General features: G+C 28.9%; 17 protein-coding genes, 7 tRNA genes, 1 other RNA gene and 1 pseudogene. 4 read left to right on the forward strand and 22 right to left on the reverse strand.

The features are described from left to right. Positions 1–18: 18 nt before the first annotated feature. The 11 genes and pseudogenes from ACWPW7_RS02480 to ACWPW7_RS02530 form a co-directional block, all read right to left on the reverse strand. Entirely contained in the window at positions 19–291 is a 273-nt protein-coding gene (locus tag ACWPW7_RS02480; protein WP_186269517.1) for a pro-sigmaK processing inhibitor BofA family protein, read from the reverse strand. 92 nt (positions 292–383) lie between these two features. Further along, complete coding sequence (locus ACWPW7_RS02485; RefSeq protein WP_454052235.1) at positions 384–641, reverse strand: DUF2508 family protein; 258 nt, start codon at positions 639–641, stop codon at positions 384–386. 138 nt (positions 642–779) lie between these two features. Further along, positions 780–2,435: a methyl-accepting chemotaxis protein gene (locus ACWPW7_RS02490; RefSeq protein WP_454052236.1), complete on the reverse strand. Its 1,656-nt coding sequence runs from the start codon at positions 2,433–2,435 to the stop codon at positions 780–782. 230 nt (positions 2,436–2,665) lie between these two features. Continuing rightward, positions 2,666–3,918, reverse strand: a pseudogene (locus ACWPW7_RS02495) (metallopeptidase TldD-related protein). 12 nt (positions 3,919–3,930) lie between these two features. Continuing rightward, entirely contained in the window at positions 3,931–4,611 is a 681-nt protein-coding gene (locus tag ACWPW7_RS02500; protein WP_454052237.1) for a TldD/PmbA family protein, read from the reverse strand. Between the two features lie 239 nt (positions 4,612–4,850). Then, positions 4,851–5,267 carry a PmbA/TldA family metallopeptidase gene (locus ACWPW7_RS02505; protein ID WP_454052238.1) on the reverse strand — a complete coding sequence of 139 codons (417 nt, stop codon included), beginning with the start codon at positions 5,265–5,267 and terminating at the stop codon, positions 4,851–4,853. Between the two features lie 392 nt (positions 5,268–5,659). Then, positions 5,660–6,256: a recombination mediator RecR gene (gene recR / locus ACWPW7_RS02510; protein ID WP_039629849.1), complete on the reverse strand. Its 597-nt coding sequence runs from the start codon at positions 6,254–6,256 to the stop codon at positions 5,660–5,662. A 56-nt stretch (positions 6,257–6,312) separates the two neighbouring features. After that, the gene (locus ACWPW7_RS02515; RefSeq protein ID WP_291564309.1) at positions 6,313–6,654 is read right to left on the reverse strand and encodes a YbaB/EbfC family nucleoid-associated protein; all 342 of its coding nucleotides are present in this window, start codon (positions 6,652–6,654) and stop codon (positions 6,313–6,315) included. Positions 6,655–6,782: 128 nt separating this feature from the next. Continuing rightward, a complete protein-coding gene (dnaX, locus tag ACWPW7_RS02520; protein ID WP_454052239.1) occupies positions 6,783–8,420 on the reverse strand; it encodes a DNA polymerase III subunit gamma/tau in 1,638 nt (545 codons plus the stop codon). Between the two features lie 93 nt (positions 8,421–8,513). Continuing rightward, positions 8,514–8,779, reverse strand: an RNA gene (ffs, locus tag ACWPW7_RS02525) — signal recognition particle sRNA large type. A gap of 2 nt (positions 8,780–8,781) precedes the next feature. After that, a tRNA-Ser gene (locus ACWPW7_RS02530) sits at positions 8,782–8,871 on the reverse strand. Between the two features lie 381 nt (positions 8,872–9,252). Here ACWPW7_RS02530 and ACWPW7_RS02535 point away from each other — a divergent pair. Then, positions 9,253–9,942: a TIGR00266 family protein gene (locus ACWPW7_RS02535; RefSeq protein ID WP_454052240.1), complete on the forward strand. Its 690-nt coding sequence runs from the start codon at positions 9,253–9,255 to the stop codon at positions 9,940–9,942. Between the two features lie 128 nt (positions 9,943–10,070). On the opposite strand, the gene lgt is transcribed toward ACWPW7_RS02535, so the two are convergent. The 4 genes from lgt to ACWPW7_RS02555 form a co-directional block, all read right to left on the reverse strand. Then, the gene (lgt, locus tag ACWPW7_RS02540; RefSeq protein WP_291564318.1) at positions 10,071–10,847 is read right to left on the reverse strand and encodes a prolipoprotein diacylglyceryl transferase; all 777 of its coding nucleotides are present in this window, start codon (positions 10,845–10,847) and stop codon (positions 10,071–10,073) included. Positions 10,848–10,919: 72 nt separating this feature from the next. Next, complete coding sequence (locus ACWPW7_RS02545) at positions 10,920–11,165, reverse strand: (2Fe-2S)-binding protein (RefSeq protein ID WP_291564320.1); 246 nt, start codon at positions 11,163–11,165, stop codon at positions 10,920–10,922. Continuing rightward, positions 11,162–11,614, reverse strand: coding sequence for a nucleoside deaminase (locus tag ACWPW7_RS02550; protein WP_291564323.1), 453 nt, complete (start codon positions 11,612–11,614; stop codon positions 11,162–11,164). Before ACWPW7_RS02550 ends, ACWPW7_RS02545 begins: the two co-directional genes overlap by 4 nt. Before the next feature lie 111 nt (positions 11,615–11,725). Next, positions 11,726–11,802 (reverse strand) — tRNA-Arg (locus ACWPW7_RS02555). A gap of 283 nt (positions 11,803–12,085) precedes the next feature. Here ACWPW7_RS02555 and ACWPW7_RS02560 point away from each other — a divergent pair. From ACWPW7_RS02560 to ACWPW7_RS02570, 3 genes are all read left to right on the forward strand, one after another. Then, positions 12,086–13,474, forward strand: coding sequence for a pyruvate carboxylase subunit B (locus tag ACWPW7_RS02560; RefSeq protein ID WP_454052241.1), 1,389 nt, complete (start codon positions 12,086–12,088; stop codon positions 13,472–13,474). A gap of 292 nt (positions 13,475–13,766) precedes the next feature. Beyond that, a complete protein-coding gene (locus ACWPW7_RS02565) occupies positions 13,767–15,155 on the forward strand; it encodes an alanine/glycine:cation symporter family protein (protein WP_454052242.1) in 1,389 nt (462 codons plus the stop codon). Positions 15,156–15,394: 239 nt separating this feature from the next. Further along, positions 15,395–16,282 carry a phosphatidylserine decarboxylase gene (locus tag ACWPW7_RS02570; RefSeq protein ID WP_454052243.1) on the forward strand — a complete coding sequence of 296 codons (888 nt, stop codon included), beginning with the start codon at positions 15,395–15,397 and terminating at the stop codon, positions 16,280–16,282. A 181-nt stretch (positions 16,283–16,463) separates the two neighbouring features. Here the strand turns inward: ACWPW7_RS02570 and ACWPW7_RS02575 are convergent, their stop codons facing one another. From ACWPW7_RS02575 to ACWPW7_RS02605, 7 genes are all read right to left on the reverse strand, one after another. Beyond that, positions 16,464–18,668 carry a methyl-accepting chemotaxis protein gene (locus ACWPW7_RS02575; RefSeq protein ID WP_454052244.1) on the reverse strand — a complete coding sequence of 735 codons (2,205 nt, stop codon included), beginning with the start codon at positions 18,666–18,668 and terminating at the stop codon, positions 16,464–16,466. Positions 18,669–19,080: 412 nt separating this feature from the next. Further along, a tRNA-Arg gene (locus ACWPW7_RS02580) sits at positions 19,081–19,157 on the reverse strand. 112 nt (positions 19,158–19,269) lie between these two features. Beyond that, positions 19,270–19,929 carry a transaldolase family protein gene (locus ACWPW7_RS02585; protein WP_291564338.1) on the reverse strand — a complete coding sequence of 220 codons (660 nt, stop codon included), beginning with the start codon at positions 19,927–19,929 and terminating at the stop codon, positions 19,270–19,272. A 111-nt stretch (positions 19,930–20,040) separates the two neighbouring features. Then, positions 20,041–20,131, reverse strand: a tRNA-Ser gene (locus tag ACWPW7_RS02590). Between the two features lie 40 nt (positions 20,132–20,171). Next, positions 20,172–20,262 (reverse strand) — tRNA-Ser (locus ACWPW7_RS02595). A 126-nt stretch (positions 20,263–20,388) separates the two neighbouring features. Continuing rightward, positions 20,389–20,479, reverse strand: a tRNA-Ser gene (locus tag ACWPW7_RS02600). A gap of 8 nt (positions 20,480–20,487) precedes the next feature. Continuing rightward, positions 20,488–20,578 (reverse strand) — tRNA-Ser (locus ACWPW7_RS02605). Position 20,579: the final 1 nt, after the last annotated feature.

Here is a 20,579-nt window from a genome sequence, read left to right on the forward strand (position 1 = left end):
TACTTTCTTTCAGATACCTTACATAAATGATTTGAATATAATAAGGAATAAAACTCCAGGAACTCCTAAAAATCCTGCTATAAGCGCTGTAGTAGGATTTATAGCTATATCTATACCAAAAGGTCCACCTACAAAATTTATTAGAAATAATAATATCCCTCCAGCTATGGCATTAATTACTAACTTTCCTAGTATTTTAAGTGGCCATGCAAATAGTTTTCCTACTATAATTAGCCCTAAAACTGCAATTATAAAAAAAATAGCATATTCCACAAATTCATCTCCTCTCATATATATTATACGATAAATATACTACTAATATATAGTATTATCTTCTTACATATGAAAGCTTAATTTGATTACCATCTACTAGCTGGATTTAATTATTCTACCATTAAGGTTGCATCTAATTTTATACCTTTTTCCTTTGCAAGTGAAAGAAAATATATATATTTCGCTTTAGCTTCATCTTCCTTATATATTACTAAATCAATAAGTTTAGGGTCGCTTACAAATTGAAAACAAATTCTAGCATTTTCCCACTCAACTCTTGCCTCTTCAAGATAATTGATTATTTGCTTTTGCTCTTCATCATACTTATTATAGTCACAAATCATTTCTATAACTTTTTTTCTATCCATAAAAAAACCTCCTACTATAATGTATATTTGAAATTATTGACATTTAGTAGAAGGCTTATTCTTATTTACAAATTTTTAGACCAAAACTATAAAAAATAAACATATTTATTATTAAAATCATCTTTATAAATTATTATATTATATCTTGAACTTTCCAATTATTTTATTTAAGTCTATAGATAATTGATTTATTGAATCCATATTATTATTAACTTGTTCAAATGATGCTGCTTGCTCTTCAATTGATGCTGCAATTTCCTGAGAATTCACTGAGTTTTCTTCTGCAATATAAGCAACCTTACTAATAGATGAATTAATTTCTTTAAATTCTTCTTTTACATTATAATTTATCTCTCTAATATGCTTCATTTCTAAATACTCTTCATTAGCTTGCTTTGTAACCTCATTAAATCTCATTTCAACATCACTCATATCTTGTTGGTAAGTAATTATTTGATTTAAGATAACATTCATATACTCTCCAATATTAAATATCTTCTCAAGTCTATATTTAATTATGTTCTCTATTTTTTCTGTTGAATCTCTGCTCTCATCTGATAATTTCCTAATTTCCTCTGCTATAACAGAAAAACCTCGTCCGTGTTCTCCTACTCTTGACGCTTCTATAGATGCATTTAATGCTAATAAGTTTGTCTGAGAAGATATTTGATTTATAATATTTAAGACACCTTGTATATCCTGTGAATCTTTTTCTAATTCATTTACTGTATTAGATAATTCTTTTGTATTTAAAACAAGGCCTTTTAACTCTTCAATTTCTTTATTTAATATTTTCTTTCCTTCAATAGAAGAATTTTTGCTATTTTCTAATTGAATTAGTAAAATATCAATCTTTTCCATAACATTAGTAATTTCCGAATTTACATCCTCTGTCTGAGACATAATATGGTGAATCATATTAGATTGCTCTACACTTCCTGAAGATACATTTTGCATTGATACTGAAATAGTTTCTGTTGCTCTTCCAAGTTCATCATTTATAACTTGCATAGATGCTACTGATTCCTTTAACATTCTTGAAGAATTAAATATAGTTCCTACAATTTCTCTTATTTTGCCAATGAATCCATTAAAGTACTTGGTTAATTCACCTATTTCATCATTATATTTATATAATATTTCTTTTCTTAAATCTCCTTCTCCCTTTGAAATAACTTCAAACTCATCCTTAATTCTTATTAATGGTTTCATTATAACCTTTATCATTAAAGTACCAAAAATTATACTTAAAATTATAGAAGTTCCTAATATAAAAATACTTTTATTTTTAGCAGAGCTAATTTTCCCCTTAGAATATAAAGTATATTCTACAACTACATCATCAATAGAATTAACATATTTATTTACATTATCTTTTATAAATTTCCAAGAATTTTTATTGCCATTTTCTAAAATATTTATATAAGCTGGCTTAAATTCTTTTTCCCATTGAATTTTTACATCATTAAGATTATTTTTTATACTATCATTATCTATAGGTTTTATATCTAATTTGCTATTACCATTTACTAAATCCTCAAACATATTGTCTATTTCCTTTATCTTTACCTCTAAAGCTTCTAAGCTTTCTTTATCATCTGAAGCTAAAACAATATTGGAAGATAGTTGTGCCATCCTATAATTATATGCTCTCATTTTTCCAAAATAATTTATAAAACTACTATCCCCATTTATTTCTTTATATGTGCTAAAATTCATTACTACTGTTAAAGCTATAAGTGCAATATAGCATATACATATAAACTTCAGTTTATCTTTAATTTTTATCTTCATAACGTAATCTCCCCCATATTTAAATTAAATCTAATTATATATTATCATTTAATAAATATTATTAAATGATAATTAATGTGATTATATAACAATATTACCAAAAGTTCAATTTAAAGTTATATAAGGAAATTTAATAACAATTTTATTATAAAAAACATCCTCATTTTATTTAAAATCTAAAATGAGGATAAAATATTAATATATAAATTATTTTATTTAAACGTTAAATTTTAAAGTTTTTCTACTTTCATATCTATTACTGTGTAACTTAAATTTACATCTTCATTTAAAGTATTCTTTGAAACTCCTCTAAAATCTTTTCCACACATGCTATATAAATCAGAAGATATTTTAAGTTCTGGTAATCTTCCAATAAATTTCTCTCCATCAAATAAATAGGCTTGTTGAACAGGAGTTCCAAAATTTCCTTCTGGTGTAAATCCTCCGCCAGATGCTATAAATATAAATACTCCTAATTCTCCACCTAAAAGTTCTTTCACAGTTTTTTCTCCCTGTTTTAATTTCATTTTATTAAATATAGATTCGCTTGATTGTAGTGAGGGTACCTCATCATATTCTCCTGTTGAAGCTGCTGTTAATGGAAGATTATAATTTAAAGCGGTTTTCTTATTGTATAAGGCGATTTTATAACCCCGTTCTCAATTAGAGCATATCTATAGTCTTTTAAAAAACTACCTTCTGCATCAAAGAATAATTCATTAGTGTCTTCTGGATCTGACGTTAACAATAATGTAAACTCATCATTAAACAACTTCTCACCAAGTTTTCCAGAAAAATTAGATGCTTCATTAACAAAATTTACCCCATTTAGATCTTCAAAAAATTTCATAGCTATTAAACCATTTAAATCTGGATTAAACATTACTATTGGAAGCTTTTCTTTATTAGGTAATTCTACTATATTATAATAAGTTGAAAGTATACTATCTACAAAAGATAAGAAATTATCTCTATTATATTTCCTAGTATTATAAGGTATATAAGTATCCATAATATTTACTGAATTTTTATCTTTAACTGTAATATCAAAATTTATTCTCTTATCTTTTTGATATAAATCTAATCCTTTATCATTTTTTAATGAGGTTTCTATTTCAATAAGATTTACTTTATTTGCAAAGGTGAAATTTTTATATCTATTATCAAGTATTGTTATTACTTCTTCAACTTCCTTTATAAAATCACTAATATCTCCTATATTACATTCATTAACTACAAAGTGTTTGTTATTTTCATAAACATTTGCTTCATAAGGAATTTTTAGTTTTAAAGCTTCCTTTGCTTCAGCTTCTAATTTATCTTCATCATACTCTCCAATAGCACCAGCTACACCTATAAAACCATTTTCGTATATTCTTATCCCAGTAAATGTTATATCTTTCATTCTAATATCATCTATTTTAGATTGCATAATACCTATGGATGTTTCTTTTTGATTCAAAGCAAATTTTTCCTTTATCATTTATAAATCCCCCTATTGAACCTCAATATTTTTAACTCTAACATATGGACCACCAATAGAAACTGATAATGGATATTGTTCCATTTTTCCACATCCACCCCATATATTATTTTCAAATTCTAGTTCTTTTGAAACACCATCAATATTATATAATGTTTCCATAACATTACCGGTTATAACAGAGATATTAACAGGCTCAGCTATTTTTCCATTTCTAATCATATATGCTCTATTAGGTGCTATAGTAAAAGTGCTCATTTCTGTACCATATCTACAATTATGAATATATATTCCTTCTTCCACTTCACTAATTAGTTCTTCCTTTGTCTTTTCACCTTTTTCAATATAGGTGTTAGTCATCCTAACTATAGGTTCAAATTGAAAGTTTATTGCTCTAGCATTTCCTGTCAACTCTTCTTTAAGAATAGAAGCAGTTTTTACTGAATGAAGCCTTCCTTTTAATATTCCATCTTTAATTAAATAGGTTTTTTCTCCTTTTGTCCCCTCATCATCAAAAGGTACATAACCAGAACCTAAATATCCACCATAATCCAAAATGGATAATAAATCAGCTCCTACTTTAGTACCTATTTTCCACTCATTCATCATATTTTCGTCTCCAACCATAAAGTCCGCTTCACTCTTATGTCCAAAGCTTTCATGAGCAAACACTCCAACTACCTCTGGTGACATTACTACAGTATATTTTCCTGGTGTAACAGGTTTTGAACTTTTAGCATAATCTAATCCTTCTTTATAATTTTCTTCAAATTTATTTTTTATATTATTGAGGTCATTAAAATTTGAAGATGTAATTTTAGAATTATCCGTAAAACTTTTACCATCAAAATTAAAGGAATAACTAATTTTTATACCACAAATTTGATAATCAAATTTTAAATTGCTACCCTTACTAGAGTAAAATTCTTTGACTATTCTTGAGTCATTATATCTAACTCTAAAATTTTTGCCTTCTTTTTTTCTTTTGTAATTTCTAATGCTTCTTTGGCTAGTTTAAATTTATCCTCTCTCGATACTTTATCAAGCTCAAAACCTTTATATGAATAGTATTCTCCCTTATTAACTTGAAACTTTTTTACAACTTCATCATCATAAATTTCTTCATTTTCTTTTGCCATTTTTGAAAGATTTTTAATTTCTTCTTGAATACTAGATAAATTACTTATGGATTTATAATACCATCTATCCCCATCAAAAACCCTTATAAAAGCACCAGAATACTCTCTTATCTTATTATTTTCTAAAACACCATTGGTAAAATTTATAGAACTCTCATAAACATGTTCAATTCTGACATCTGTGTAAATATTCTCGCAAAATTCAAACATTTTAAACTCCCCCTTTAATTTATTTAAAAATACAATACATATGCTTTTGTATTTTTTATAGTACCTTTTAATATTTCTTAACCTTATATATTATGGACTATATTCTTTTTAAAATTAATAATTCCTTTCTAATCTTTACTAGATTTCTAAAATTAATAATAACCTCCTAATCTTTATTAAAGCTGAAGTTATTCTTAAGATAATCTTAAGTTTATTTTATTCTTAAATAAATTTACAAATTACACTTTACTATGTTTTGAATAAATTTTTATTATAATAAAAAAGTCGTAGATTTAAAGGTTTTTACTTCTTTAAATCTACGACTATCTTACAAAAATTTTTACTTCTAAACATAAATTTATTTTACTTAAGGCATTGTGAAATAAACAATATCATATTTCTTTTCTGCCTTCTAATGCTTTTGAAAGAGTAACTTCATCTGCATATTCTAAATCTCCACCTACTGGTACTCCATGGGCTATTCTTGTTACCCTTATTCCAAAAGGTTTTAATATTTTAGAAATATACATAGCTGTTGCTTCACCTTCAATATTAGGATTTGTGGCAACTATAATTTCTTTTGGCTCCCCATTTATTCTTGTTATAAGTTCCTTTAACTTTATATCTTCTGGACCTCTTCCACTCATAGGTGATATAGTCCCATGTAATACATGATATACTCCATTAAACTCTCTAACCTTTTCCATTGTCATAATGTCTTTTGGTTGTTCAACAACACAAATTGTTGTTTTATCTCTATTAGGGTTAGAGCAAATAGAACACGGGTCACTATCCGTAAAGTTTCCACAAATTGAACAATATTTTATTGTTCCTCTCGCCTTTATAAGTGCATTAGCAAACTCTTCTACTTCCTCTCTAGGAAGATTTAAAACATGAAGAGTTAGTCTTTGAGCTGTTTTGCTTCCTATACCAGGTAGCTTAGCAAACTCTTCTATAAGTTTTTCTATTGATACAGGATAAAAATCCAATCCATTCACCTCTAAAATCCTCCTTAAATAAGAAGAATACTGTAGTTAAATTTATATTAGAACATACCTGGCATATTTAATCCACCTGTTAGTTTTCCCATTGAGCTGTTTGTCTCTTCTTCTGCTTTCTTTAAAGCTTCATTACAAGCAAGCATTACTAAGTCTTCTAACATTTCAACATCATCCGGATCAACAACATCTGGTTCTATGCTAACCTTCAATATTTCTCTTTTTCCGCTTACTGTAGCAGTAACTGCACCACCACCAGCTGTTCCTTCAAAAGTTTTATTCTCTAGATCTTTTTGCATATCCTCCATTTGTTTTTGGAATTTTTGAGCTTGTTTTATTAGGTTATTCATGCTTCCTCCGCCCATTCCTGGGAATCCGCCTTTTGCCATAATAATACCTCCTTAAAATATAGTATCAATATATTAGTATATATAATATTCATTAATAATGTAACTAAAATTAAAAAAATTTCTATATTATTAATGAAATGTCTTAATAATATAATATTCTAATTTCTCTATTCATCCACTATTTCTACTAAATCTTTTGAAAAAGTATCAAATAATATTTCTTCCTTAGGTTTCTCTACATCTTTAGGCTCATCAATAGAATATGTAACCCTAACCTTTACTTTTAAAACCTCAGAAAATATATCATCAATTATTTTTTTACTATCATCTTTTTCTAGTCTGTTTTTATGAAAAGAATATTCTTTAGAAAAAATTATATTTATGACATTTCCTTTTACATAATTAACTTCACTAACCATAAGTGCTGCAGCTAAAACCATATTTTTTCTTCCCTTTAATAATTGTTGAATATCCTTAAAGGATTTTTTAACCATTTCCAAGGTAATATTGCTTTCACCACAAGTATCATCGGTGATTTCCATATCTACAATATCTTCATTAACGACACTTTCTGTCTTAGGTTTTGATATAGGAGCATTTACTTTTTTAATATTATTTATTTCCGATATCTTATTTTCACTTACTTTAATAGTGCCATTTTTTATAGATTCTTCTATTTTATTTAATCTAGAAAGCATTATCTCCATTGATGTATCATATTCAACTTTACACATTTTAATTACAGCAAGTTCTAAATATATTCTTCCTTGTTTTGAGTATTTAGAATTATCCTCTGCCTCTTGAAGTATCTTTATATACCTCATTATTTCCTCTACTCTAATTTTATAGGCTTGACTTTTTAAAAGCTCAATATTTTCTATGGACATATCTAATACATCATCAGGATTATCACTTATCTTAATCATCATTAGGTTTCTCATATGAGTAGTCATGTCTTTTATAAATAAATGAATATCTTTACCTAATTGTACTATTTCATTAATTTCTCTTATGGATTTTTCAATATCTTTATCTATAACTGCATCTGTAAGCTTAATAAGTCCTTCGTTAGTCATAAGTCCTAACATTTGAACTATGTTCTCGTATTCTACCTTACCGTTACTCATAGAAATTGCTTGATCTAATATACTAAGAGCATCTCTCGCTGCACCATCAGAAATTCTTGAAACTAATTCTAAACTCTTATCTTCTGCATATATTCCCATATGATCTATTATGTTCCTAAGCATTAAAAATATATCTTCATTTTTAATTCTTTTAAAATCAAATCTTTGACATCTAGAGAGTATAGTTATAGGTAACTTTTGAGGGTCTGTAGTAGCTAAAATAAAAATTACTCTATTAGGAGGTTCTTCTAAAGTCTTTAAAAAAGCATTTACTGCACCTACTGATAGCATATGAACCTCATCTATAATATAAACTTTATATTTAGCCTCTTGAGGAGGATACTGAACATCTTCTATTATATCTCTGATATTATCTACACCATTATGAGAGGCTGCGTCTAATTCAATTACATCTATTGCAGTACCACTATTAATCTTATTGCACATCTCACATTCGTTACATGGTTCACCCTCTTTAGGGTTTAAGCAATTAACTGCCTTTGAAATTATTTTTGCTGTAGACGTCTTTCCTGTTCCCCTTGTACCACATAAAAGATAGGCATGAGCAATTCTTTCTGTTTTTATAGCATTTTTTAAAGTAGTAGTTATATGTACTTGACCTACTACATCTTCAAAAGTTTTAGGTCTATATTCTCTATATAATGCAGTGTACGCCATATTCTCACCTCTTTTAGCCTTATATATATATTATAAGTTTTTACATATAATAAAAAAAGATGCAATTTTGCATCTTATCTTTTAAAGTTAAAGTTGTACACCTCGCTTTGATAATTAATTTATGTGCGTTACCCATGCAGTTAACTCAAACCAGGTTAATCCACGGCACATGGAGGGTTTCACTTATCGCTGCTTCCTTCCGGATCTGACGAGGTTCATGAATCTCCATTGCGTGGGACCCAATTCTCAACGCCACTTACATAGGCCAGACCACACAAACTAAAACCTAGGCGAGGAATTCAATCCTGCTGTAGCGGATTGCAGGTTACAGGGCACCGCTAACTCCCCATCTAGTACAACATGGCGGAGAGAGAGGGATTTGAACCCTCGGTAGAGTTTCCCCTACACACGCGTTCCAGGCGTGCTCCTTAAGCCGCTCGGACATCTCTCCATATGTTATTTAGTTACTTACGTATATACGATTATACTATTATTAATCTCTAGTTGCAAGTGGTTATTTTAAATAAAATTGGATTATAATACCTCAAAGTAATTTTTTTTATTAAATTTCTTAAATTTTATTAAATCTTACTATTTTTTAATATACTTTTAAGGTATTTCTAAAATACTTTTTTCACAAAAATTTTATAATTGTTTTAAATACTAAAACTTTTGTAATCCCGTATAATAGATATATGAAAAAAGTAACTAGTCAAAGATATGAAATATATTTTTAGTTATATTTATTATTTATTTTTTCAATATGCTTTAAATATATTATATTAATTTATATTTATCCATATAAAAATTATATTAAAGAGAGGTCTACAATATGAATTATGAAATTAAAGGTGGAAATCTTCCCGTTGTGATTTGTTCATTAAATGCTGGTGAAACTCTAGTTTCTGAATCTGGCGCAATGGGATGGATGAGTGACAGCATTGAAATGGATACAAATATGAAAGGTGGTCTTTTTGCAGGCATAGGAAGAGCATTATCTGGTGACAGTATTTTTTTAAATACCTTTACATGTACTCGTGGTAATGGCAGTATCGCCTTTCCCTCTTCAGTACCTGGAAGAATTGTTGCAAAAAATTTATATGCTGGAGAAACATTAATATGTCAAAAGGGTGCTTTCTTAGCAGCGGAAACTTCTGTAGAATTTAAAATTCATCTTAAAAAGAGACTTTCTACTGGTTTTTTTGGTGGTGAAGGATTTATACTTCAAAGAATGACTGGTCCAGGAATTGTATTTTTAGAGTTTGATGGTCATGTTGAGGAAGTAAATTTAGCTCCTGGAGAAACTATTAAAGTAGATACTGGTCATGTAGCTGCTTTCGAAGCTAGTATTCATTTTGATATAGAAATGGTTAAAGGAGTTAAAAATGTACTATTTGGTGGAGAAGGACTATTTTTAACTACATTACGAGGGCCAGGCAAAGTATATCTTCAAACAATGCCAATGAGTAATTTAGCTTCAAGATTATATCCTTATATTCCTATTTCTAGTAAGAGAGATTAAGAGCAAATATATACGCATACTATTAGTAAAGTAAAAGAGTAATTATTTATATTTAAATAATTACTCTTTTACTTTTAAATTATTATGCCTCAGTATTACTATTTCTAAGGTATAAATTTATCAATTTATCAATTTATTAATTTTCTATCTCTATTAAACTTATAGCAGTATATTACCCCTGCTACCCATATTAATATACCTATTATACTTACTAACTGAGCCATCCTTATGCTACCTAGCATTAAACTATCTGTTCTAAGACCTTCTATAAAAAGTCTTGCTACAGAATATAAACCTATGTAGCTAAAGAATACAACACCTTTTTTTGAAACTTTTTTTAACATATATAAAAGTAGTAAGCACACTAATACATTCCATATACTTTCATATAAAAATGTAGGATGATAATATGTTCCCTTTATTAACATACCCTTTTGTATAAATTGAGGAAATTTACTAATAAAAGCTTCTGTTACAGGACCACCATGGGCTTCTTGATTAAAGAAATTTCCCCATCTTCCTATTCCTTGAGCTAATATTATGCATGGTGCAGCCATATCCATAATATCGAAAAAATTGATTTTCTTTTTATTGCAATATATAGCAACTACAATAATTGCTGCTATTATACCTCCATGTATGGCTAAGCCACCTTTTCTTATATTAAAGATACTCATTAAATTATCTCTATATTGATTAAATTCAAAAATAACATAATAAAGTCTTGCTCCAACTATAGCAATCGGAAAAGTTATTAAAAACACAGTTAGCATATCATCATAATTTATATTAACTAATTTACAAGTATATTGAGCTAAAAGTAATGCTGCTACAACTCCAAGAGCTATACAAATTCCATACCATGCTATATCAATACCAAATAAACTAAATGCAACTGGATCCATTAACCTCATCCCCTTTCTTTTTTATTCTTTAATCTATTATACATAGTCTAACTTAAATTAACTATATATTTTTTAGAACTCACCATTTTTATACATGTTTATAAGCTCTTCAATTTTAGGGCTACATCTTCTTCCCTTGCATCCACCACTACCTGAACCTACAATCTTATTTACCTCTTCTACTGTGGTAGCTCCACCTTTTATTGCTTCTTTTATTTTTGATCTTGGTATTGCCTTGCATATACATACTTTTGTCATTTTATCTAATACCATTTTCTTTTTTTCTTCATCGCTAACAAATTTATTACTATCTGTCATCTATTATCTCTCCTTTTCTTTTTAAAAAAATTTTGTAGTAGCATGCTACAGTTTTCTTCATAAGTCCACTTCACATCTACCCAATGATTTAGAAAATCATTTTGCACTATATTCATTACAGAACCACAGGCTCCACTTCTCTCATCAAAAGTTCCTATATAAAGTTTAGATAATCTACTTTGAACTATAGCACCTGCACACATAGGACATGGTTCTAATGTAACATACATACTACATCCACTAAGTCTCCATGAATCTAACACTCTTGAAGCTTCCTTTATAGCAAGAATCTCTGCATGGCAGGTTGGATCATTTAATCTTTCCTTTAGGTTATGTGCTCTTGCAATTATTTTATTATCTTTCACAATAACTGCACCTACAGGTATTTCTTCTAACTCTAAAGCTTTTTTTGCTTCTATTATAGCTTCATTCATAAAGTTATCTTCCATAGTTTCTCCTTAACTTATTATATATTTTGGTCTAAATTCTTTAAAATTATAGCTTATAACTTTATCATATATAAAATAAAAAGCTTAGTAAAGGAAAACTTTACCAAGCTTTGGTGCGCACGAGAGGAGTCGAACCTCCGACCTACCCCTTAGGAGGGGGTTGCTCTATCCTACTGAGCTACGGGCGCAAATATTATAATTACATTATAATTATTTTTTACCGTTAATGTCAAGATTTCTTTATAATACATATGAAAATTATTTTTTATAAGCTAATTTTCATATGTAAAATTTACTTGCTAACAAAAAATATATAAATCTTATAATGAATTTAAGTCTAGTTATAGATATCTATTGCAATAATTCTATAATATATAATTTTTCAGACAAATAAATGATTTATTGCAGATTTTTATTCAGCTTTATGTTAAAATACAAGTGTATGACACTAGATTATAGGGGTGATTATTAATGAAGAAAATTCATATAACTGAGACAGTTCTAAGGGATGCAAACCAATCATTAATTGCAACAAGACTTCCTTTTAATGAGTTTGCACCTATACTTAAAGACTTAGATAATGCAGGATATTATTCACTTGAGTGTTGGGGAGGGGCTACCTTTGACTCTTGCTTAAGATATTTAAATGAAGATCCATGGGAAAGATTAAAGAAAATAAAAAGCATAGTAAAGAAAACTCCTCTACAAATGCTTTTAAGAGGACAAAACATATTAGGATATAAACACTATCCTGATGATGTTGTAAGAGAATTTATAAAAATGTCTGTTTATCATGGAATGGATATAATTAGAATTTTCGATGCTTTAAACGATTTCTCTAACATTGAAGTAGCTATGGATGAAACTATTAAGCAAGGTGCACATGCACAAGGTACTATAGTTTATACAGTAAGCCCTATACATGACGTTAAAAACTATACAAATTTAGCTAAACAATTAGAAAACATGGGAGCTCACTCTATCTGTATTAAAGATATGGCTGGCCTTATAATGCCTGATATAGCTTATGATTTAGTTAAAAGTATAAAATCAGAAGTTAAAATACCAGTATTCCTACACTCTCATTGCACAAATGGATTAGCTGAAATGTCTTATTATAAAGCTGTTGAAGCAGGAGTTGATGGTATAGATACTGCTATATCTTCATTCTCAAGTGGTACATCACAACCACCGACTGAAACTATGCATCAAGCATTAACTTCTGCTGGATTTAATACAAATTTAAGCATAGATAAATTAACTTATATAAATAATTTCTTTAAACCAATAAGAGCTGAAGTATTAAAATCAGGACTACTTGACCCTAAAGTTTTAACTCCTCAACCAGAGGGATTAACAAACCAAATACCTGGTGGTATGCTATCAAATATGATTTCTCAGCTTAAATCTCAAAACTCCATAGATAAATTAGATTCAGTTCTAGCAGAGGTTCCAAGAGTAAGGGAAGATTTAGGTTTCCCACCACTTGTTACTCCTATGAGTCAAATGGTTGGTACTCAAGCAACGGTTAACGTATTAACTGGTGAAAGATATAAAATGGTGCTTAAAGAAGTTAAAGCTTACTGTAAAGGAGAATATGGTAAAGCACCTGGTAAAATAAATGAAGAAGTAATGAAAAAAGCTTTAGGTGATGATGAACCAATAAAAGGCAGATTTGCTGATAGTTTAGAACCTGCTTTTGAAAAGACTAAAGAAATATTTAAAGACAAAGTTTCAACAAACGAGGATATACTATCATATCTTGCATTTCCTCAGATTGCTGAAGAATTCTTTAAAAATAGGGCTTCTAAACCTTCAAATGAAGATTTGAGAGCTCAAACTAAAAGTGAAGTAATTTAATAAAAAAGGTATTGATACTTTAAAGTATCAATACCTTTTTAAATTATCAATTTGTACTATCACTAATCAATTATTTTCACTACATTATAAGATAAAACTTAGCATATGCCACAACATATTATTGAAATTATTTTAGTTATAATTAAATATCATTAAATTATATTTCAAAACAAGAATTAAATTGTAAAAAACAGTTACTTTCAGTAACTTTTTAATATTTTGATAATTTAAATTATTCTGTTATTACTTTATAATTAATAGTGTACTAATTATTTTAAAAGGGGGATTTATCATGGACTTTTTAATTGAGATAGTAAAACGAATAAATGATGTCTTATTGAATTACATTTTATTAGTTTTACTATGTGGAACAGGAATTTTCCTTACTTTCAAACTAAAATTTATCCAAGTAAGAAAATTTGGAGAGGGTTTTAGAAGAATTTTTGGAGGATTGAACTTAAAAGGCAAAAAAGCTGACAAAGACGGTATGAGTTCTTTTCAAGCACTATCAACAGCAATTGCAGCACAGGTAGGAACAGGGAACCTAGCTGGAGCTGCTACTGCAATTGCTTCTGGTGGTCCTGGTGCAATATTTTGGATGTGGCTAAGTGCATTCTTGGGCATGGCTACAATATATGCAGAAGCAATACTAGCACAACTCTTTAAAACAAGAGTTGATGGTGAGGTTACAGGAGGTCCTGCTTATTATATTAAAAATGGATTAAAAAATAAGAAAATAGCTAAGCTTTTAGCTGGTTTCTTTTCAATTTCCTGTATATTAGCTTTAGGATTTATGGGCAATATAGTACAATCTAATTCTATTTCTCAAGCATTTAATAATGCTTTTGGTCTTCCAACATTTATTGCTGGCATAATTGTTGCATTACTTGGAGGATTTGTATTCTTTGGAGGAATGGGACGTATAGCTTCCGTTACAGAAAAAGTTGTTCCTTTAATGGCTGGTTTATATATATTAGCTTCTCTAATAATTATAATATTAAATGCAGGCCAAATTATACCTGCTTTAAACTCAATAATTGTAGGTGCATTTAATCCTCAAGCGGTTGCTGGTGGTGTTATAGGAATAACAATTAAACAGGCAGTACGATATGGGGTTGCTAGAGGATTATTTTCTAATGAAGCTGGTATGGGTTCTACTCCTCATGCTCATGCCGTTGCAAATGTTAAACATCCAGGAGAACAGGGTTCTGTAGCTATTATAAGTGTTTTTATTGATACTTTTGTAATCTTAACTTTAACTGCATTAGTTATATTAACTAGTGGTGCATTAGAATCTGGCGAAACAGGTATTACATTAACTCAAAAAGCTTTTGAGCTATCACTAGGCTCATATGGGCAAGGATTTATAGCTATATGTTTATTATTCTTTGCTTTTTCAACAATTATAGGATGGTATTTCTTCGGAGAATCAAACATTAAATATTTATTTGGTAATAAAGCATTAACACCTTATAGAATTCTAGTTATGATCTTCGTATTTATTGGTTCTCTTTTAAAAGTTGATTTAGTTTGGGAGCTTGCTGATACTTTTAATGCCTTAATGGTTATGCCTAACTTAATAGCGGTTCTAGCTCTTAGTGGCTTAGTTGTTAAAAGCATGAATGATTATGAAAAATTTAGAGGTATTGATATAAATAAAACTAATAATTTTAAAAGTTAATTTTTCTATAAACCAGTAGAGATTTAAAGTAATCATATATTTAGTTACAACAATTTTATATTTTACTATAGATGAAAAACTACTAGTAACTATTACTGGTGGTTTTTTGTTGTAAAATTATTGATTTACATATAATATGTTTATATAAGATGTATGTAAGAAAATAACTGGTCAAAATCAGAAGTATATTGACTAGTTATTTTTTAAATATATATAAATTAGATTTAGAGGTTGATGATATGATAAGGTATTATGATAGAAGAAGTAAATCTTATGAGATAGAAAAAGTAGCAGGAGAAAATATGCTTAAATGGAGTTATGAATCTCCTCTAGGTAAGGGCTTTTTAGAATTATTAGTTAAGCGTAAACTCTTTTCAAAATTCTATGGTCACTACTGTGATACAAAATTAAGTTCAAAAAAAATTAAAAGCTTTGTAAAAGGCTTTAATATGAATATGGATGAATATGAAAAATCTATTGATGAGTATACTTCATTTAATGATTTCTTTTATAGAAAATTAAAGCCTACAGCTAGAGAGATTAATAAAGATAAGAACATATTTATATCTCCTTCTGATAGTAGATTATTATCTATAGACAATATAGATGAAAATCATAGCTTTAAAGTTAAAGGCTTTGATTATTCTTTAAAGGAAATTTTAGGTTCTAAAGAACTGGCTAATAAATATAAAGGTGGAATATGTTTAATCTTCAGATTGTGCCCTACTGATTATCATAGATTTCACTTTATAGATAATGGAACCTGTTCATCTACTACCAAAATTAAAGGCAAATATTATTCTGTAAGTCCAATAGCTCTTGAAAAGGTTAGTAAGGTATTTACATCAAATAAGCGTGAATATAGTATACTACATAGTGAGAACTTTGGAGATTTATTATATCTAGAAGTCGGCGCTACTTGTGTAGGTGGCATAATTCAAACCTATAAAGAAAATTCTAAAGTTTATAAAGGTGATGAAAAAGGCTTTTTTAAATTTGGAGGATCTACTGTAATAATATTGGTAGAAAAGGATAAATTAAAGCTTGATGAAGATATTATATATCATAGTAAAAAAGATATTGAGGTAATAGTAAAAATGGGCGAAAAAATAGGAGTTAGAATTTAAGCTCAGGCATATGAATAAAAATAGCTAGTTAAAGGTGCGAAGTATATTTTGTGTCATACAAGTAGGCAGAACCTCATGATAGTTGGGCTATCATGAGGTTCTGACGACGTAGTATAGCTCAAAATAGACAAGCATACTGACTAGCTATTTTTTTGAATATGCCTTATTCTAACTCCTTTTTTTATAATTTGAACTTTGATGTTATTTCAGTAAGTTTAATAGCACTATTCTTATTCTCAATAGATGCATTATTTATTTCTTCAATTTTATCTACTATATCCTCTGTTTTAGCTGAAATATTAAATACCCCTGAGGAACCTTCACTTAAAGTAGTAGATACATCCTCTATAGCTTTAACTATACCTTCTACATGTGAATTTAATCTTTGAGCCTCATCACTAAATTCAAGCATGAAGTTATTAAATACATCAGCATCTTTTGAGTATTGTTTACCTGTATCAATCATTCTCTCATAATCTCTGTTTATTTGCTTCTCCATAAATTCTATCATTTTTTCTGAGCTCTTAGAAAGATTTTCAACAGAACTATATACTGTTTTTACAACATTTTGTATATTGGACGCTGTTTTACCTGATTCTACTGCAAGCTTTCTTACTTCATCTGCAACTACAGCAAATCCTCTTCCTGCTTCTCCTGCTCTAGCTGCTTCTATTGCTGCATTTAACGCTAATAAATTAGTTTGTTCTGTAATTTTAAGTATAGCATTTGCAAGACTATGAATTTGATTAACTCCTTTAGATGCTTCTATTGCAACTTCTAATTCTTCTTTTACATCATTATATAAAGTTTGAGTTTCTTCCTTAGACTGTTTAGATATCTTTTCGATTTCTATTGCTCTTGTTACTATATCCTTAGTTAATTGTGAGCCATTTAAAGATTCTGAAGCAATATTATTTATACCTAATTTCATATTCTCTGAGGATGCAGACATTTCTTCAGATGTAGCTGCTGTTTCCTGTATTCCTGCAGACACCACTGAAGTTTCCATAGATGTTTCTTCTGCTTTTTCTCTTAGTATAGCTGTAGATTTTTCTACTATTTCTGCATTTTTATTTACCATTTCTTCTACATTTATAAGACTCTTAACTACATCTCTTAATGCACCTCTCATTTGAACAACGGATTTAGATATCTGTCCTATTTCATCTTTACTAAATTTGCTATGATTAATATTATCTTCTGTTAAATCTAGTTTAGAAGTCTTTATTACTAGCTCTTTAGCTCTTATTATAGGTTTTATTAAGAATCTTGCTATTATAAATGCAAACACTAAGCATGCTATTATTACTATTAAAGCTATTAAAATTATAGTATTAGTCATGGCATTTACAGGTGCCATAATCTCTTCTGCATAAGCTGATACTACTAAAGTCCAATTAGTTCTAGGTATTATTCCATAAGCAGATATCATCTTATCATTATAATCTACATATTCTAAAGCTCCTATATCAACTTTCATTCCTTTTTTAGCTTTATCAACAATTTCTTTAATTTCATCTATTTGAACTTCACTACCTAAAAGTTCAGGATTTTTATGATGTATATAATTTCCTGTTTCATCTAATAAAAAACTAAAACTTGAAGTAGTGGCATTAACATTTATATTTTTCAAATACTTAGCAAAGCTGTCTGTGTACACATATGAAGCTATGTATCCTACGCATTGGCCGTGATTATCATAATCTTGAACAGGATAAGTAAATACTATAATTGACCTATCGCTCTTTTCAGACTTCATAGTATTACTTATTACTTTAGCACCACCTGAGCTGCTTTCATGAAAAGAAGTTTCTTCTACGCTACTTCCAACAAACTCACTTTCACTATCTGCAATTATTTTTCCTGATAAGTCTATTAAAGATATTCTTTCCATCGCCAAATTATTTCCTATATAATCTTTAAAATACTTATTCATCTTCTCTGATAATTTAGTAGCTTCTAATTGAACCTTATGATCTGAAGAATTTTTATTTACTAAAATATCACAATTATCTTTGGCACTAGCAAGTGATGCAACCTCCATGCTATACTTTTCAATCATTATACTTATCGTATCTATTGATTTATCCACTATTGATGACATTTCTTGTTTGCTTAAACTAGAAATAATGCTGCTAGCTTTATTATGAATAAAACTTCCTGTAACTATCATTGCAACAATTACTATACCACTAATAATCACTGATATTTTCATCCCTATAGATGACATAGTCATATTTTTAATTGATGAGAATTTAAAGTTTTTAAAATTTATCCTCTTTCTTTCAAATTTTACACCCTTTATTCCTTTATTTTTCCTCCTTAGCTTAATCTTACTGAGCTTTTCTTTAAGCTTTAAAGATTTTGCCCCTTTTTTACCCCCCATGTAAACAACCCCTTATTGCCCAAAATTTCATAATATTAGATTTATTATAGCATAATTTTATCATAAAACTTACAGTTTTGAAGGTTTTAACAAAAAATTGCTATTTATAGATATTTATCGATAAATATCTATTTATCTTTATTAATTAATGAAATGTATATTTTTCCCAGGAAATAATTAATTATAAATTGTATTATATTTTATATATTGGTAATTCTATAAATTATTACGAGAAATAAATAATCCTATTAAAAATGTATTCATATATGCGATCCAGAACATAAGTATTATATAAATAACTTTTAAAGTAACCATCATAATAATTCTTTATTTAAAATAACATAGACTTAATTATACAGTAGTATAAATTTAATATAAAATAAAAAGCTCAAGTCTATTAAGACTTGAGCTTTGGTGCGTCGGAGAAGATTCGAACTCCCGGCCAACTGGTTCGTAGCCAGCTACTCTATCCAACTGAGCTACCGACGCATATATGTTTAAAACATAATCATTATAACAATTTTACAGTAAAAAGTCAATAATAAATATCTCTACTATAAATTTAGTAGAGATATTTATTATTATATATTATATTATATTATTATTTTATTGTATTATCCCATGCATTTGTAAATTTATCTAATCCATAATTTACAAATGGATGACTAAAGCTATCTTTGTATACATCAAAGCCACAAGTTACAATATGAGCACCTGCTTTTGCTGCATCTACTATTTGCTTTCCATTTCTAAGTGCAGCCACTATAACTTCTGTTTTTATATCAAAGTTTTTATATATATCAACTATATCTTTTATATATTGCTCACAATCTTCTCCATGAGTTTCTTTCCAACCAACAAAAGGTGATACAAAATATGCACCTATTCTACCTGCTTGTATTGCTTGAGATGGAGAGAATACTAAAGTAACATTAGTTTTTATTCCCTTTTGATTTAATTTATAAGCAGCAACAAGTCCTTGCTCTGTACATGGTATTTTTACAACAAAATTTTCGGAGAATGATGCTAACTTCTCTCCTTCCGCTATCATATCCTCAGCTTTATCAAGGTGTGGATTTATTTCAACTGATATTGGAAAGTCTTTTCCCTTAAATTCATTTGCTAATTCCTCTATAACAACATTAAATGGTTTTCCACTAGCTTGTATGTGTCTTGGATTTGTCGTAACACCATCTATGCCCCAATTTTCATACGCATATCTTATTTCATGTATTTTTGCACTATCTAAAAAATATTTCATTACATTTCCTCCTAAGAATATTTTTATTGTATGATTATTAATTATACAATAAAAATATAAAAAAATAAAATAAAGAACCTTTTATATTGTTTTATAAAAGATTCTTTATTTTGGCGGAGAAAGAGGGATTTGAACCCTCGCGCCGGTTACCCGACCTACGCCCTTAGCAGGGGCGCCTCTTCGGCCTCTTGAGTATTTCTCCATAATGATTACAATTTTCAATTAATTTTAGATAAAAAAAATGGCGGAGAGAGTGGGATTCGAACCCACGGTACGCTCACACGTACGCCGGTTTTCAAGACCGGTGCCTTAAACCAACTCGACCATCTCTCCGTGTCATTTACATAGATTATTATATTATAATTTAGAATCTATGTCAATATTTTATTTAAACATCACCATGGTGATGATAAACAGGTAGTTAATAAATCAAAAATGCTCAAAATATTGAGCATTTTATGGCGGAGAAAGAGGGATTTGAACCCTCGCGCCAGTTACCCGACCTACGCCCTTAGCAGGGGCGCCTCTTCGGCCTCTTGAGTATTTCTCCACATGTTATGGCGGAGAGAGTGGGATTCGAACCCACGGTACGCTCACACGTACGCCGGTTTTCAAGACCGGTGCCTTAAACCAACTCGACCATCTCTCCG

It is taken from the genome of Clostridium sp. Marseille-Q7071, assembly GCF_965112025.1.